Annotated in this window: 15 protein-coding genes and 1 other annotated feature (1 of these 16 only partly in view); all 15 genes read right to left on the reverse strand. The window is 34.6% G+C overall.

Annotated elements, in window-relative coordinates:
* Nucleotides 1–12 precede the first annotated feature (12 nt).
* Nucleotides 13–294: a 30S ribosomal protein S19 gene (rpsS, locus tag KPL51_RS03315; RefSeq protein WP_216157295.1), complete on the reverse strand. Its 282-nt coding sequence runs from the start codon at nucleotides 292–294 to the stop codon at nucleotides 13–15.
* A gap of 46 nt (nucleotides 295–340) precedes the next feature.
* Nucleotides 341–1,174, reverse strand: coding sequence for a 50S ribosomal protein L2 (rplB, locus tag KPL51_RS03320; protein WP_216157299.1), 834 nt, complete (start codon nucleotides 1,172–1,174; stop codon nucleotides 341–343).
* 56 nt (nucleotides 1,175–1,230) lie between these two features.
* Nucleotides 1,231–1,524 carry a 50S ribosomal protein L23 gene (gene rplW, locus KPL51_RS03325; RefSeq protein WP_216157302.1) on the reverse strand — a complete coding sequence of 98 codons (294 nt, stop codon included), beginning with the start codon at nucleotides 1,522–1,524 and terminating at the stop codon, nucleotides 1,231–1,233.
* Nucleotides 1,524–2,144, reverse strand: a complete 621-nt coding sequence (gene rplD / locus KPL51_RS03330) for a 50S ribosomal protein L4 (RefSeq protein WP_216157305.1) — start codon at nucleotides 2,142–2,144, stop codon at nucleotides 1,524–1,526. The genes rplW and rplD overlap by 1 nt, the downstream gene beginning before the upstream one ends.
* 24 nt (nucleotides 2,145–2,168) lie before the next feature.
* Entirely contained in the window at nucleotides 2,169–2,798 is a 630-nt protein-coding gene (gene rplC, locus KPL51_RS03335; RefSeq protein ID WP_216157306.1) for a 50S ribosomal protein L3, read from the reverse strand.
* Between the two features lie 120 nt (nucleotides 2,799–2,918).
* Entirely contained in the window at nucleotides 2,919–3,227 is a 309-nt protein-coding gene (rpsJ, locus tag KPL51_RS03340) for a 30S ribosomal protein S10 (protein ID WP_216157430.1), read from the reverse strand.
* Nucleotides 3,228–3,635: 408 nt separating this feature from the next.
* Entirely contained in the window at nucleotides 3,636–4,829 is a 1,194-nt protein-coding gene (tuf, locus tag KPL51_RS03345; RefSeq protein ID WP_216157309.1) for an elongation factor Tu, read from the reverse strand.
* A 132-nt stretch (nucleotides 4,830–4,961) separates the two neighbouring features.
* Entirely contained in the window at nucleotides 4,962–7,028 is a 2,067-nt protein-coding gene (gene fusA, locus KPL51_RS03350) for an elongation factor G (RefSeq protein ID WP_216157312.1), read from the reverse strand.
* 75 nt (nucleotides 7,029–7,103) lie between these two features.
* A complete protein-coding gene (gene rpsG / locus KPL51_RS03355; RefSeq protein WP_216157315.1) occupies nucleotides 7,104–7,574 on the reverse strand; it encodes a 30S ribosomal protein S7 in 471 nt (156 codons plus the stop codon).
* A 137-nt stretch (nucleotides 7,575–7,711) separates the two neighbouring features.
* A complete protein-coding gene (gene rpsL / locus KPL51_RS03360; RefSeq protein WP_216157318.1) occupies nucleotides 7,712–8,092 on the reverse strand; it encodes a 30S ribosomal protein S12 in 381 nt (126 codons plus the stop codon).
* A 116-nt stretch (nucleotides 8,093–8,208) separates the two neighbouring features.
* Nucleotides 8,209–8,451: a ribosomal L7Ae/L30e/S12e/Gadd45 family protein gene (locus KPL51_RS03365; protein WP_216157321.1), complete on the reverse strand. Its 243-nt coding sequence runs from the start codon at nucleotides 8,449–8,451 to the stop codon at nucleotides 8,209–8,211.
* 119 nt (nucleotides 8,452–8,570) lie between these two features.
* Nucleotides 8,571–12,104, reverse strand: a complete 3,534-nt coding sequence (gene rpoC, locus KPL51_RS03370; RefSeq protein ID WP_216157324.1) for a DNA-directed RNA polymerase subunit beta' — start codon at nucleotides 12,102–12,104, stop codon at nucleotides 8,571–8,573.
* A gap of 20 nt (nucleotides 12,105–12,124) precedes the next feature.
* Nucleotides 12,125–15,838, reverse strand: a complete 3,714-nt coding sequence (gene rpoB, locus KPL51_RS03375; RefSeq protein ID WP_216157327.1) for a DNA-directed RNA polymerase subunit beta — start codon at nucleotides 15,836–15,838, stop codon at nucleotides 12,125–12,127.
* 265 nt (nucleotides 15,839–16,103) lie between these two features.
* On the reverse strand, nucleotides 16,104–16,463 hold the full coding sequence (gene rplL, locus KPL51_RS03380) for a 50S ribosomal protein L7/L12 (RefSeq protein ID WP_216157332.1): 360 nt from the start codon (nucleotides 16,461–16,463) through the stop codon (nucleotides 16,104–16,106).
* 138 nt (nucleotides 16,464–16,601) lie between these two features.
* Nucleotides 16,602–17,102 (reverse strand): 50S ribosomal protein L10, encoded by a 501-nt coding sequence (gene rplJ, locus KPL51_RS03385; protein ID WP_216157335.1) that lies wholly within the window; start codon nucleotides 17,100–17,102, stop codon nucleotides 16,602–16,604.
* 35 nt (nucleotides 17,103–17,137) lie between these two features.
* Nucleotides 17,138–17,254: a sequence feature (ribosomal protein L10 leader region), on the reverse strand; it runs 22 nt beyond the window's last position.

Raw genomic sequence — 17,254 nt, forward strand, 5'->3', positions numbered from 1 at the left:
CTCCTTCCGACACTATCTTACTCTGCTTGTTTTTTCCTTATCAATATGTCCTTTGAACGTTCTAGTTAGCGCGAATTCTCCTAATTTATGTCCTACCATATCTTCTAGTACATAAACTGGTACGTGTTTTCTTCCATCATGAACAGCAATAGTATGCCCTATCATTTGTGGAAAAATAGTAGAAGCTCTGGACCATGTCTTTATAACTTTTTTCTCGCCAGCTTTATTCATTTCATTTATTCTTTTTAAAAGAACTTCTTGTATAAAAGGTCCTTTTTTAACTGATCTACTCACTTTTGTGGCCTCCCTTCAAAAACTTAATCATAGATTAAAAATAAAACTACTTTCTATTTTTTCCCTTAACAATATATTTGTCAGAGTATTTTTTAGTTTTTCTAGTTTTATATCCCAATGCTGGTTTACCCCAAGGAGTCATCGGACTAGCATGACCAACTGGTGACTTACCTTCTCCACCACCATGTGGATGATCGTTAGGGTTCATTACAGAACCTCTGACTGTAGGTCTAAAGCCTAAATGTCTCTTTTTACCTGCGTTACCTATATTAACAATATCATGAGTTACATTAGAAACTGTTCCTATAGTAGCTCTACAGTTCACTCTAATATATCTTACTTCTCCACTTGGAAGTCTTACCTGAGCATAGTCTCCCTCTTTAGCCATAAGCTGCGCTGAAGAACCTGCAGATCTTACTAGCTGAGCACCTTTTCCAACCTGTAATTCAATATTATGAATTGTAGAACCGATTGGTATATTTACTATTGGAAGAGTATTCCCAATTTTTATGTCAGAATCAGCACCTGATACAATTACATCTCCAACTTTTAATCCAACTGGAGCGATTATGTATCTTTTCTCACCATCAGCATATACAACAAGAGCTATGTAAGCAGATCTATTTGGATCATACTCAATTGTAGAAACTTTTGCTGGAATACCATCTTTAGTTCTCTTGAAATCTATTAGTCTGTATGCTTGTTTTGCTCCACCACCACGGTGACGAACAGTTATTTTACCTTGGTTATTTCTACCACCTGATCGTTTTGTGCTTACAAGAAGTGATTTTAGTGGCTTATCTGTAGTTATCTCTACAAAATCTGACATAGTCATATTTCTTCTTGAAGGTGTGGTTGGTCTGAATTTCTTAATAGCCATTTGATTTCCCTCCCTTTTCTTCGCTTATCTGGCTTCTGCCAATACCTGCTTAATAATTACATTCCGTCAAAAAACTCAATTGTCTTACTTTCTGTTGTTAAAGTAACAATAGCTTTTTTGAAATCAGCACGTTTTCCAATGTGAACTCCAACCCTCTTAGTTTTACCTATGTTTCTTAAAGTTCTTACATTTTCAACTTTGACTCCAAATACATCTTCTACTGCTTTTTTAACCTGAGTTTTATTGGCATGAATATCAACTATAAAGGTGTATTTTTTATCAGCCATTACAGCCATACTTTTTTCAGTGATTACCGGTTTTCTTATAATATCATGGCTAGTTAGCTTCATTATATATACACCTCCTCAATTTTAGATACAGCATCCTTTGTAACTATGAAATTTTCATACTTAAGTATGTCATAAACATTTAAATTGTTCACTGGAGATACTTGAACTCCTGGTATGTTTCTTGCTGATTTATAGACATTTTCGTTTGATTTTTCAACAACTATCAATGTTTTCTTAGCACCAAAAGCGCTTAAAACTTCTATCATTGCTTTAGTTTTTGGTGAATCAAATTCTAAACTATCTATAACTATCATTTCATTTTCTGCAACTTTCGCTGATAAAGCTGATTTAAAAGCAACTCTTCTCATTGACTTTGGTACGGACATACGGTAATCTCTTGGCTTTGGAGCAAATACTATACCACCATGTATCCATTGTGGTGCTCTGATTGAACCTTGTCTTGCTCTACCAGTTCCCTTTTGTCTCCAAGGCTTAATTCCACCGCCTCGAACTTCAGCTCTAGTTTTAGCTGATTGAGTTCCTTGTCTTTTATTTGCAAGTAGTGCTACTACAACTTGGTGCATAGCATGAGTGTTAATTTCTACTCCAAATATGTTCTCATTCAGTTGAATGTCTCCAACTTTTTCTGCTTGTTTGTTAAATAAATCTAATGTAAGCATTCTGCATCCTCCTTTCCCTTAAATTTACGCTTTAACAGCATTTCTTATTACAACTGTGCCTTTGTTTGGACCAGGTATGCCACCTTTAATTAATATAATGTTTTTTTCAACCATTACTTTAACTATTTCAAGGTTTATTACCGTTCTACTAACATTACCCATGTGTCCTGGCATATGTTTGTTTTTGAATGTTTTTGATGGATCAGAAGATGCTCCCATTGATCCAGGGGCTCTATGGAACTTTGAACCATGACTCATTGGTCCACAAGCTGCGTTCCATCTCTTTATAACACCTTGGAATCCTTTTCCCTTAGATATTCCTGATACGTCAATTTTATCTCCAGCAGCAAATATGTCTGCTTTAAATTCTTGACCTACCACATAAGCACTTGTATCTTCCATTCTAAATTCTTTTACGAATCTTTTTAAAGATGTTCCTGCTTTTGCAAATTGTCCTTGCATTGGTTTGTTAACTAATTTCTCTCTTATGTCACCAAATCCAACTTTTATTGCATTATAACCATCATTTTCAATAGTTTTAATTTGAACAACAACACATGGACCTGCTTCAACAACTGTAACTGGAACAACTCTTCTATTTTCATCAAATATTTGAGTCATACCAAGTTTTTTACCCATTATTCCTTTTTTCATGAAAATACACCTCCTACTTATTAGCGGACCACATCAGTGATCATAATAGTTAGTAATAGTTATCTATTACTTACACACAGTGAACTCCACTTATGTGTTTTATCGCACTTCTATGTACGCTTATAGTTTTATTTCGATATCAACACCGGCTGGCAAGTCGAGTCTCATTAGAGCATCAACAGTTTTTGGTGAAGGACTAATTATATCTATTAGTCTCTTATGAGTTCTTATTTCGAATTGTTCTCTTGAATCTTTATATTTGTGTGGAGCTTTTAAAACTGTAATTACATCTTTTTCTGTAGGTAGTGGCACTGGACCAGCTACTTTTGCTCCTGTACTTTTTGCTGTCTGAACGATTTTTTCAGCTGATTGATCTAATATGTTATGATCAAAAGCCTTTAATCTGATTCTGATTTTTTGTTTTATCATTAATATACCCTCCTTTTCATCGCACGCTCTACTTCTTACGTGCAACAGCGGATGTTCTGTAAACTGTTCCGGGTGTTGCATGCAATAAATACATGAAACAACCACATGAACCCCGTCGCCCGATTCAAGATCAGGACATGCTCGGTGAAGAATAACCCGGAAGTCCGGCAACCTCTTCCCTCATCGCTGTTACCACAATACAACTACTAAAGTATACAACACTTTATTTGCTTTGACAAGTATTTTTTCACTATTATCTTATAATTTTTATATTAGTAATTTATACTTATATTTTTACATTAATTTTGTTGTATTTTAAAGGAGAAGAGCGTCCTCTTCTCCTTAATAATAAAAGCTTTTATTATTGGAAATTTTCATCAATTGATGGTTACAAATATATTGAAATTATTATTTAACTATTGAAGTAACAACTCCTGAACCTACTGTTCTTCCGCCTTCTCTGATTGCAAATCTTAATCCCTCATCCATTGCTACTTGAGTGATTAATTCTACATTCATGTCAATGTGGTCTCCTGGCATTACCATTTCCATTCCGTCTGGTAATTTGATTGAGCCAGTTACATCAGTTGTTCTGAAGTAAAATTGTGGTCTATATCCGTCGAAGAATGGTGTATGTCTTCCGCCTTCTTCTTTTTTAAGTACATATACTTGACCTACAAATTTATCATGTGGATGTATTGAACCTGGTTTTGCAAGTACTTGACCTCTTTCTATATCTGCTCTTTGTACCCCTCTTAATAGTGCTCCAATGTTGTCTCCAGCCATTGCTTGATCTAGAAGTTTTCTGAACATTTCAACTCCTGTACATACAACTTTTCTTTTTTCTTCGCTAAGTCCAACGATTTCTACTTCTTCTCCAACCTTAAGTATACCAGTTTCAACTCTTCCTGTTGCTACTGTTCCACGTCCAGTAATTGTAAATACATCTTCTACTGGCATTAAGAATGGTTTATCTGTTGCTCTTGTTGGTGTTGGAATGTAAGTGTCTACAGCTTCCATTAATTCAAATATGCATTTTGATGCTTCTTCGTCTGTTGGATTTTCTAATGCTTTTAATGCAGATCCTGTTACAATTGGAATGTCATCACCAGGGAAGTCATACTCACTTAATAATTCTCTTACTTCCATTTCAACTAATTCTAATAATTCTGGATCATCTACCATATCTGCTTTGTTTAAGAATACTACTATATATCCTACTCCAACTCTGCTTGCGAGTAGTATGTGTTCTCTTGTTTGAGGCATTGGACCATCTGCTGCACTAACTACTAGGATTGCTCCATCCATTTGTGCTGCTCCTGTGATCATGTTCTTTACATAATCTGCATGTCCTGGGCAATCAACGTGTGCATAATGTCTATTTACTGTTTCATACTCAACGTGCGCAGTATTAATTGTAATTCCTCTTTCTCTTTCCTCTGGTGCTTTGTCAATTTGGTCAAACTTTGATGCTTGAGCTAACCCCTTAGTTGCAAGGACTGCTGTTATTGCTGCTGTTAATGTTGTCTTGCCGTGATCTACGTGTCCTATTGTTCCAATGTTTACATGTGGTTTTGTTCTTTCAAATTTTGCTTTTGCCATTTTGTATTCCTCCTTATATTTACATATTATCTTATATTTTATATTAGTAGAAAATAACTAGCTTATTCTTACAAATAGAATGGAATATCTAAATAATAATTTATTTAGATATATTCCTATTTATTATTCTGCTTATTGCTTATTTCCTATAACTTGTTCTTGAATATTCTTTGGAACTGGTTCATATGCAGCAAATTCCATACTGTATACTCCTCTACCCTGAGTTCTTGATCTTAATGTAGTAGAATAACCAAACATTTCTGACAATGGAACCATTGCTCTAATTACTTCAGCTCCTGATTGAGCTTCCATACCTTCTATTCTACCCCTTCTTGAATTAAGATCTCCCATAACATCTCCCATGTACTCTTCTGGAACTGTTACTTCAACCTTCATTACTGGTTCTAAAAGTACTGGATCTGCTTTTGCCATACCGTTTTTAAATGCCATAGAACCAGCAACCTTAAATGCCATTTCGTTTGAGTCAACATCATGGTATGAACCATCAACAACTTTAACTTTAAAGTTAAGAACTGGATATCCACCAAGAATACCGCTTTTTGATGCTTCTTTAATTCCGTTTTCAATTGGAGATATAAATTCTTTTGGAATAGATCCTCCAACAGTAGCATTTTCAAATGAGTAAGGTTCAGTAGTTGGTATTAACTCTATCCAACAATGGCCATATTGTCCACGTCCACCTGATTGTTTAATATACTTACCTTCTGCCTTAACCGCTTTACGTATTGTTTCTTTATATGCAACTTGTGGCTTACCTACATTACATTCAACTTTAAATTCTCTTTGAAGTCTATCAACAATGATCTCTAGATGAAGTTCACCCATACCACCAATTATTGTTTGACCTGTTTCTTGATCAGTATAAGTTTGAAAAGTTGGATCTTCTTCAGAAAGCTTAGCAAGGGACATACCCATTCTTTCCTGACCAGCTTTTGTTTTTGGTTCAATAGCTACATGAATAACTGGATCTGGGAAAACCATAGTTTCAAACAATATTGGATGATCTTCATCACATAATGTTTCTCCAGTAGTTGTATTCTTAAGTCCAATTATCGCGCCTAATTCTCCTGCACGTAATTCATCAACTTCTTCTCTGTGATTAGCATGCATTTTAACTAGTCTACCAACTCTTTCTTTTTTACCTTTGTTAGCGTTCAATACATATGTACCAGTTTTCATTATGCCTGAGTAAACTCTTGCAAAACAAAGTCTTCCAACAAAAGGATCTGTAGCTATTTTAAATGCTAATGCTGCCATAGGCTCATCATCACTTGGGTGTCTTTCCATTTCTTCTCCATCATCAACATCTTGCCCTTTGATAGCTGGTATATCGAGAGGTGACGGCATATATTCTATAACCGCATCAATCATCATTTGAACACCCTTGTTTTTGTATGAAGAACCACAGATTACAGGTACTATTTCATTTTTTATTACACCTTTTCGAAGTGCTGCTTTTAATTCATCTTCACTTATTTCTTCACCATCAAGATATTTCATCATAAGGTCTTCATCTAGTTCTGCTATTGCTTCAATCATAGCAGCTCTATATTCTTCTGTTAATGCTTTCATATCTTCTGGAATTTCTACTTCTTCTATTTGAGTTCCTAAATCATCCTTATAAACTTCTGCAACATTTCTAATTAAATCTATAATTCCTAGGAATGCCTCTTCCTTGCCTATTGGAAGTTGTATTGGAACTGCATTAGCATGAAGTCTTTCTCTCATCATGTCAACAACATGATAAAAATCTGCACCCATTATATCCATTTTGTTAACGTATGCCATTCTTGGAACGTTATACTTAGTTGCTTGTCTCCATACTGTCTCAGATTGTGGTTCAACTCCACCCTTTGCACAGAAAACGGAAACCGCACCATCTAGTACTCTTAAAGATCTTTCAACTTCAACAGTGAAATCTACGTGACCTGGTGTATCAATTATATTTATATTATAACCTTTCCAAAAACAAGTTGTAGCTGCAGAGGTTATTGTTATTCCTCTTTCTTGTTCCTGAACCATCCAATCCATAGTAGCACCGCCATCATGAACCTCACCAATCTTATGTGTTTTTCCTGTATAGAATAATATACGCTCAGTAGTTGTTGTTTTACCAGCATCTATATGTGCCATAATACCTATATTACGGAATTTATCTAAAGAATATTCTCTACCCACTATTTGTTCCTCCTATCAGCCAGTGATTTTAAATTTGACAAAACTGTCTTGGCAAAGCCAAAACAGTTTTTTATATTAATATCTGTAATGAGCAAAAGCCTTATTGGCTTCAGCCATTTTATGAGTATCTTCTCTCTTCTTTACTGCTGCTCCAGTATTGTTTGAAGCTTCGATTAATTCGTTAGCAAGTTTTTCTCTTGCATACTTCTCGCCTCTTTTATCTGTAGCAACAAGTAACCATCTGAGACCTAATGTCTGTCTTCTCTCTGGTCTAACTTCGATAGGTACTTGATAATTAGCTCCACCTATTCTTCTAGCTTTAACCTCAAGTAATGGCATGATATTAGTTAGTGCTAATTCAAACACCTCTAATGGGTCCTTACCTGTTTTTTCTTTAATTATGTCAAAAGCCTCATAGCATATTTTTTGTGCTACTCCTCTTTTTCCATCTTCCATTACATTGTTTATTAACTTTGTAACGACTTTGCTATTGTACATAGGATCTGGTAATACATCTCTTTTCGCAATATATCCTTTTCTTGGCACTTTTCTTCCCTCCTTAATAAATTAACTCATAGGTACTCGGTATTCCTACCGCAAAGCGCTCTGTACTTCGCAAATGTATGTAAATAAAATTTATCATATATATAAATGCTGAAGACATTGCACCTTAGGTCAAAGCATTATTTTTTTTGCTTTGGTCTCTTAGTCCCGTATTTTGATCTACTTTTTAGTCTTCCAGCAACTCCAGCAGAGTCTAATGTCCCTCTGATGATGTGATATCTAACTCCTGGTAAATCTTTAACTTTTCCACCTCTTATAAGAACAACACTATGTTCTTGTAAGTTATGGCCTACACCTGGTATATAAGCAGTAACTTCGTATCCATTTGTAAGTCTAACTCTTGCTACTTTTCTTAATGCAGAGTTTGGCTTTTTAGGTGTTGTTGTTTTAACTACTGTACAAACGCCTCTTTTTTGTGGACAGTCTTTTAAAGCTGGTGAAGCTGACTTTGTTGTTAATGTCTTTCTGCCTTTTCTTACTAATTGGTTAATAGTTGGCATGTTTTCACCTCCTCATTTTTATAAGCTAATGTTTATTTACATCAATGCATTGTAACATAACTTAATGGCTATGTTACAGCATGATATATCTATGTTATTTAGTTTCTAGCATTGATTTAATCTTCTAGAAGTAATGCTGTTGCTGACGCAACATCTATATCACAAAGATTACCTAATTCTTTCATTGTGTCTACAAATATTATTTGTAGGGAATTATCTTTAGCTAGTTTTAATATAGGTTCAGTAATAATACTATCAGCATCTTTGGCTATATACAAAACCTTACCCTTACTATTTTTTAAAGCTTTCAGGGTTTGTTTAACTCCAACGACCTTTTGACCTACAATTTTACCTAACATTTCAAACCCCCTCATAATTAAAATCGCAAGATTTATCTAATATAGATATATCTACTCGATTAAAGTCACACACAAGGTGTATTTTATCATTTTAGAACCACCATGTCAACTAATAATACTTATACTTCTAAATCATTTTCAGTTTCTACCTTCTCATCATCTTCAGTATTGATCTTTATTGTCCTATATCTTGTCATTCCAGTACCAGCAGGTATTAACTTACCAATTATTACATTTTCTTTTAATCCAAGCAATGGATCAATTTTACCCTTAATAGCTGCATCAGTAAGTACCCTCGTTGTTTCCTGGAATGATGCTGCTGATAAGAATGATTCTGTTGCAAGTGCTGCTTTGGTTATTCCTAGTAATGAAATTTTACCTTCAGCAGGTACTCCACCTTCAGATTCAATTTTAGCATTAGCATCTTCAAATGCAAAAATATCTACTAAATTTCCTGGAAGTAATTCTGTATCTCCAGATTCCTCAACCTTAACTTTTCTTGTCATCTGCCTTACAACAACTTCTAAATGCTTATCATTGATATCAACACCTTGAAGTCTATAAACCTTTTGTACTTCAGAAGAAAGATAATTTTTAACTCCATTAACACCTTTGATTCTTAAAATATCATGTGGGTTAACTGAACCCTCAATTATTTCGTCTCCAGCCTCAATAGTATCTCCATTTGCAACTTTTAATCTTGAACCAAATGGTATATCATAACTAAATTCTTCTCCTGAATCAGCAATTACAATGACAACTCTTTTTTTCTTAGTATCTTCCATTTTAACTGATCCGTTAACATCACTTACTATTGCAAGTCCTTTTGGCTTTCTAGCTTCAAATAATTCCTCAACTCTTGGAAGACCTTGAGTTATATCTGAACCCGCTACTCCGCCTGTATGGAATGTTCTCATTGTAAGTTGTGTTCCCGGCTCACCTATGGATTGAGCTGCAATTATACCTACTGCTTCTCCAATATTGATCTTTTGTGAGGTTGCCATATTCATTCCATAACAGTGTGCACAAACACCAATTTTAGCTTTGCATGTAAATACTGATCTAATCATAACTTTTTTTACACCAGCTTTTTGAACTGCTTCCGCTAAGTGAATATCCATATATTCACCTTTAGGAACTAAAATATCGCCTGTTTTTGGATGAATAATATCCTCAGCAGTATATCTTCCAGTAAGTCTTTCAACTAACTGTTCAATTACTTCACTTCCATCACGAATTTCTGAAACTTCAAAACCTTCAGTTGTTCCACAATCTTCGTGTCTTACTATAACATCTTGACATACATCAACAAGCCTTCTTGTTAAATAACCTGAGTCAGCTGTTTTAAGTGCAGTATCTGCATTACCTTTTCTAGCTCCATGTGTTGAAATAAAATACTCTAGTACGTCTAGGCCATCTCTAAAAGATGCTCTAATCGGTAACTCGATTATCTTACCAGATGGGTTAGCCATAAGGCCTCTCATACCTGCTAATTGTTTAATCTGACTCTTAGACCCTCTGGCTCCTGAATCTGCCATCATGAATATTGGATTAAATTTATCCAAACTATCCATTAAAGCATTTGCTACATCTTCTGTAGTCTTAGTCCATTTTTCTATTACTCTTTCATATCTTTCTTCCTCAGATATAAATCCTCTTCGATACATCTTCTCAATCTTATCAACAGTGGCATCTGCATCTGCAAGCAGTGCTTTTTTAGCTTCTGGAACTACCATATCAGATGTAGCAACAGTAATTGCTCCAATTGTTGAATAATGATATCCTGTAGCTTTTATTTTGTCTAGCATTTTAGAAGTTTCTGAAGGACCATATTTTAAGTAGCATTTATCAATGATACTACCAAGATTCTTTTTACTTACCAAGAAATCTATTTCAAATTTCAGTTCATTCCCAGGTATAGTTCTATCAATAAAACCTAAATCCTGAGGTATAGTTTCATTAAAGATTAATTTTCCTGGTGTAGTTTCTATGATTTGAGTGATACTATTACCATTAACTACTCCAGTCATCTTAACTTTAATCTTAGCATGAATATCAATTTGCTTTACTGAATAAGCCATTATTACTTCATCAGGTGAAGAAAATGCTCTTCCTTCGCCCTTAGCACCATCTTTATCAATAGTTAGGTAATAAGCACCTAAAACCATATCCTGAGTAGGTACGCAAACTGGTTTACCATCCGATGGTTTCATAATATTGTGTGCTGCAAGCATTAAGAATCTTGCCTCTGCTTGAGCTTCAACAGATAGAGGTACATGTACCGCCATTTGATCTCCATCAAAGTCAGCATTATAAGCCGTACATACAAGAGGATGTAGTTTAATTGCTCTGCCTTCTACAAGTACAGGTTGGAAAGCTTGAATTCCAAGTCTATGAAGTGTAGGTGCACGATTTAGCAGTACCGGATGATCAGATATTACTTCTTCAAGTACATCCCATACTTGAGGCATAACTCTCTCTACCATTCTTTTAGCACTCTTAATATTATGAGCTACTCCACTTCCAACAAGTTTTTTCATAACAAATGGCTTAAATAATTCTAAGGCCATTTCTTTTGGAAGACCACATTGATACATTTGAAGTTCTGGTCCAACAACTATAACCGAACGACCTGAGTAATCAACACGTTTTCCAAGTAGATTCTGTCTGAATCTCCCTTGCTTTCCCTTTAACATGTCAGATAGAGATTTCAAAGGCCTATTTCCCGGTCCTGTAACTGGCCTTCCTCTTCTTCCATTGTCAATTAGAGCATCTACAGCTTCTTGGAGCATCCTTTTTTCATTTCTTACAATTATATCTGGAGCACCTAAATCTAGAAGCTTTTTTAATCTATTGTTTCTGTTTATTACTCTTCTATACAAGTCATTCAAATCAGAAGTAGCAAATCTTCCTCCATCTAATTGTACCATTGGTCTTAAATCAGGTGGTATTACTGGAATAACATCAATTATGATCCATTCAGGTTTGTTTTTAGACTTTCTGAAGGATTCTGACACATCCAGTCTTCTTATACTTCTAATTCTCTTTTGTCCTGTACTTGTTTTTAAATCTTCTTTCAATTCCTTAGATAACTCTTCTAAGTTTATATCTTGTAGCAGTACTTTTACAGATTCTGCACCCATACCAGCTACAAAACTATCTGCTCCAAACTTATCTATAGCTTCTCTATATTCTTTTTCACTAAGGATTTGTTTTTTAAGTAGTGATGTTTCTTTTGGGTCTAGTACCACATAGGAAGCAAAATAAAGGATTTTCTCAAGTGATCTAGGTGACATATCTAAAATAAGTCCCATACGAGATGGTATTCCTTTGAAATACCAGATGTGAGAAACTGGAGCAGCAAGTTCAATATGCCCCATTCTTTCACGTCTTACTTTAGATTTTGTAACTTCAACTCCACATCTGTCACAAACTATTCCCTTATATCTTACTCTCTTATATTTACCACAGTGACATTCCCAATCTTTAATTGGTCCAAAAATTCTTTCGCAAAAAAGGCCATCTCTTTCAGGTTTTAAAGTTCTATAGTTTATAGTCTCAGGTTTTTTTACTTCGCCCTTTGACCATTCTCTGATTTGTTCTGGTGATGCTAATCCTATTTGAATAGCATCGAAATTATTAAATTCAAACAAGGGTACATCCTCCCTTCATATTAATGCTCGTCATTAAAGTCATTTAATTCTAAATCCTCACCAAATTCTTCCAAGGGTATTTCATCATAATTTATATCAACGTCTACTTCTTCGTCTTCATCGATAAGCTCAATGTACTCTTCTGTTGGTGCTTCAGGAATTACGTCTTCTGATCCTTCAATGTTAACATTTAAATTTAACTCTTCTAATTCATCATCAACTGATTCCTTAAGTTTAATTTCCTCTAATTCATCAGTAAGAACTTTAACATTTAGGCACAATGCTTGTAATTCTTTGATAAGAACTTTGAAGGATTCTGGCACACCAGGTTCTGGAATATTCTCGCCTTTTACTATTGCTTCATAAGTTTTAACTCTACCTACAACATCATCAGACTTAACTGTTAAAATTTCTTGTAGAGTATGAGCTGAACCATAAGCTTCTAGTGCCCACACTTCCATCTCTCCGAATCTTTGACCACCAAACTGTGCTTTACCACCTAATGGTTGCTGAGTTACTAGAGAGTATGGCCCTGTTGATCTTGCATGTATTTTATCATCTACTAAATGATGTAGTTTTAAGATATACATATATCCAACAGTAACTCTGCTATCAAATGCATCTCCTGTTCTTCCATCATATAAATCAGTTTTACCATCTGCATGGTATCCGGCTTTTTCTAGGCATGCTTCAATTTCTTCTTCTTGCGCACCATCAAATACTGGAGTTGCAATATGCCAACCGAGTTCACTAGCTGCCCATCCTAAGTGGACTTCTAATACCTGCCCTATATTCATACGAGAAGGAACCCCTAGTGGATTTAAGCATATTTGAAGTGGCCTTCCATCAGGTAAAAACGGCATATCTTCTATAGGTAATACTCTAGAGATAACCCCTTTATTACCATGTCTTCCTGCCATCTTATCTCCTACAGAAATCTTTCTCTTTTGAGCTATATAACATCTAACTAGTTCATTTACACCTGGTGGAAGTTCATCACCATTTTCTCTAGTGAACACTTTAACGTCAACTATAATTCCAGCTTCGCCATGTGGCACTCTAAGTGATGTATCTCTTACTTCTCTTGCTTTTTCACCAAATATTGCTCTTAATAATCTTTCCTCTGCAGTAAGCTCTGTTTCGCCCTTAGGGGTTACTTTTCCCACTAGGATATCTCCAGATCTAACTTCAGCACCTATTCTTATTATTCCACCCTCATCTATGTCTTTAAGTGCGTCTTCTCCGACATTTGGGATGTCTCTAGTTATTTCTTCTGGTCCAAGTTTTGTATCTCTTGCTTCTGACTCATACTCTTCAATATGAACTGAAGTAAATATATCATCACGAACAAGCTCTTCAGATATGAGCATTGCATCCTCATAGTTATATCCTTCCCAAGTTACAAACCCAATACGAATATTCTTACCTAATGCTATTTCTCCAAGGTCTGTAGAAGGTCCATCTGCAAGTACAGTATTTACTCCAACTTTTTCACCTTTATCAACTATAGGTCTTTGATTTATACATGTACCTTGATTGGATCTTTTAAACTTAAGAATTTTGTAAACATCTAATTCACCATCTGAGTCTCTTCTTACCCTAATTTCATTGGCACTTACATACTCAACTGTGCCTGCATTTTTAGCTTTCGGAAGAACACCGGAATCTACTGCAGCTCTGTATTCAATTCCTGTAGCAACAATTGGTGCTTGTGATTTAAGCAGTGGCACCGCTTGGCGTTGCATGTTCGAACCCATTAGAGCACGACTAGCATCATCATTTTCAAGGAAAGGAATCATTGCAGTTGCAACAGAAACTATCTGCCTTGGCGATATATCCATAAGGTCCACTTCTTCTTTTGAAACAACCATTACTTCTGTTTTAAATCTTACAGTAACTTTTTTATCTACAAAAGTACCATCTTCACTTATTGGTTCACTTGCCTGTGCTACTAAATATAAATCTTCTTCGTCTGCTGTCATATATATAATTTTGTTTGTAACTACTGACGTTTTCTTATCAACAACCCTATATGGTGTTTCTATAAACCCATATTCATTTACTTTAGCATAACTAGCAAGAGAGTTAATAAGTCCTATATTAGGTCCTTCTGGTGTTTCTATAGGGCACATTCTTCCATAATGTGAGTAATGAACGTCTCTGACTTCAAACCCAGCTCGTTCTCTTGAAAGTCCACCTGGTCCTAGTGCAGATAATCTTCTCTTATTTGTAAGTTCTGATAATGGATTTGTTTGATCCATAAATTGAGAAAGTTGAGAACTTCCAAAGAACTCTTTTATAGCTGCAGCTACGGGTCTTATGTTAATGAGTGCTTGAGGCGTTATTCCTTCTTGGTCTTGAATTGTCATTCTTTCTTTTACAACTCTTTCCATTCTAGATAAGCCTATTCTGAATTGATTCTGTAAAAGTTCCCCTACAGATCTAATTCTTCTATTCCCTAAATGATCAATATCATCAATATAACCGATATCATAAGTTAGTCCTAACTCGTAGCTCACTGTAGCATACATATCATCTTTAATTATATGTTTTGGTATTAATCTGCTTTTGTTAATTTTAATTTGCTCTTTAATTGCTTCTTCATCTGTGAAATTATCTAATATTTCTTTTAATGTTGGAAAATGAACCATTTCCCTAATGTTAAGATCAGAAATATCAAATTTAATTACACTATTGATGTTGACAAAGTTATTTCCTATAACTCTTAAAACTTTATCCTCTACTTGAAGATCTACTACATTAATCCCCAAATTTTGAATGTCTAAAGCAGTTTCTCTGTCTATCTTTTGATCTTTTTCAACTATAACCTCACCAGTTATAGGGTTTACAATATTGCCTGCAGCAATTTGATTTGAAATTCTATGATTGATTGATAATTTCTTGTTAAACTTATATCTACCAACTCTTGATAAATCATACCTTTTCGCGTCAAAGAACAGTGAATCGATAAGAGATATGGCACTATCAACTGTAGGTGGTTCACCCGGTCTTAATCTCTTATATATCTCTATTAGTGCTTCTTCTCTTGTTTTTGTATTGTCCTTTTCTATTGTTGCTGTTAATCTTTCTTCTTCACCCAATAATTCATGTAGGTCTAAATCACTACCATTATCCATCATAGCTCTAGCCAAAATACTTATAGGCAATTTTCTTGTCTTATCAATTCTAATATATACAATATCATTAGAATCTGTTTCATACTCTAGCCATGCTCCTCTGTTTGGTATTACCGTTGCAGAGTAAAGTTTTTTTCCTGTTTTATCCACAGAATAATTGTAATAAACGCCTGGTGATCTCACCAATTGACTTACTATAACTCTTTCTGCACCATTGATAACAAATGTCCCTTGTTCTGTCATCAGAGGGAAATCTCCCATAAAGACTTCTTGCTCTTTGATTTCACCAGTTTCATTATTACGCAATCTAACCTTAACTTTTAAAGGTGCTGCGTAAGTTGTATCTCTCTCTTTACATTGTTCTACAGTATACTTGATATTCTCTATATCAAGTTTGTAACCTACGAACTCTAGAACAAGATTTCCAGTATAGTCTTGAATAGGATTTATATCGTCAAAAACCTCTTGAAGTCCTTCTTTTAGAAACCAATTATAAGAGTCTAACTGTATTTCAATTAAATTTGGCATATCAGTTACTTCTCTTATTTTTGAAAAACTCATTCTTGTTCTTTTACCTAATTGGACAGGATGTACCATCAGCTTTCACCCCTTGCATAAACTAAAATAACCAAAAACACACTTTCCCCTAGGACTTTGTGTTTCTGGATTCACACATTTTTATAATATTATAACCACTCTTGTTAATTTAATTCACCTTTTTTCAGTATTTGCATTTTTTTTAGCGACAAAATACTAATTTTCAGTGCATCATGCTATATTATCATAATTATATTTCTATGTCAACATAACATTTCAAAAAAAGGGCACTCTTAAATAAAAGCACCCCCCTTTTCTGAAAAAATTATTTTACTTCTGCTCCGCCGCCAACTTCTTCTATTTTAGCTTTAATAGCTTCTGCGTCGTCTTTGCTTACAGCTTCTTTAATTGTTTTAGGAGCTCCGTCAACCATATCTTTAGCTTCCTTTAATCCTAATCCAGTTATTTCTCTAACAACTTTTATAACTTTAATTTTACTAGCTCCTGCACTAGTTAAAACTACGTCAAATTCAGTTTTTTCTTCAGCAGCAACTGCAGCAACTCCTGCAGCAGCAACTGGTGCTGCAGCACTTACTCCAAATTCCTCTTCGCAAGCTTTTACTAATTCATTTAATTCTAAAACACTCATATCTTTTACAGCTTGAATAATTTCTTCTCTTGTCATTATAAATGCACCTCCGAATTTTTTTCATATATATATTTTTTTATTTACCCTTTATAAAAGCATATCTGCTTTTTATAAAAGCATTTCTTGAATCAATTAAAATTATTTGCTATGTACCTTAGCCCAATAATAAAAATATTATTCAGCTAATTCCTTTTGCTCTTTAACTGCATTCAATAGGTATGCAAAATTTGATAATGGAGCTTTGAAGCTTCCAAGTAATTTTGCAATAAGAACATCTCTTGGTGGTATTGATGCAAGCATATTAACCTGCGCACCGTCAAATATTTTTCCTTGAATTAAAGCTGCTTTAAGTTCTAACTTTTTATGAGTTTTTGCAAATTCAGCTAAAATTCTAGTTGCAACAGTTGGGTCTTCGTATCCAAATGCTAATGAAATAGATCCTTGCAAGTGTGTTTCTATACCTTCAATTCCTAATTCTTTAGCTGCTAGAATAACTAAAGTGTTTTTGTAGACTTTATATTCTACTCCAACTTCTCTAAGGTTTTTTCTTAACAAAGTATCATCTTCTACATTTAAACCTTGATATTGACTAAGTACTACACCTTGAGCTTTCGCTAATTTTTCTTTTATTTCTGCTACTTTTGCTTCTTTTAATTGTCTATTATTGCTTAACACTGTGTATCCACCTCCTCACAGTTTTTAACACTGCTTTATAAAAAAATTAAGGTCTCTCCGCAGACACGAAGAGACCTAATATCCGTACAAAAGTACATCTATTGGAATCCTCGGTAGGTATGTTGTCTTTTACGCTTTCGCACCTACTATCT

The organism is Clostridium bowmanii (assembly GCF_018861315.1).
Taxonomy (GTDB): domain Bacteria; phylum Bacillota; class Clostridia; order Clostridiales; family Clostridiaceae; genus Clostridium_AD; species Clostridium_AD bowmanii.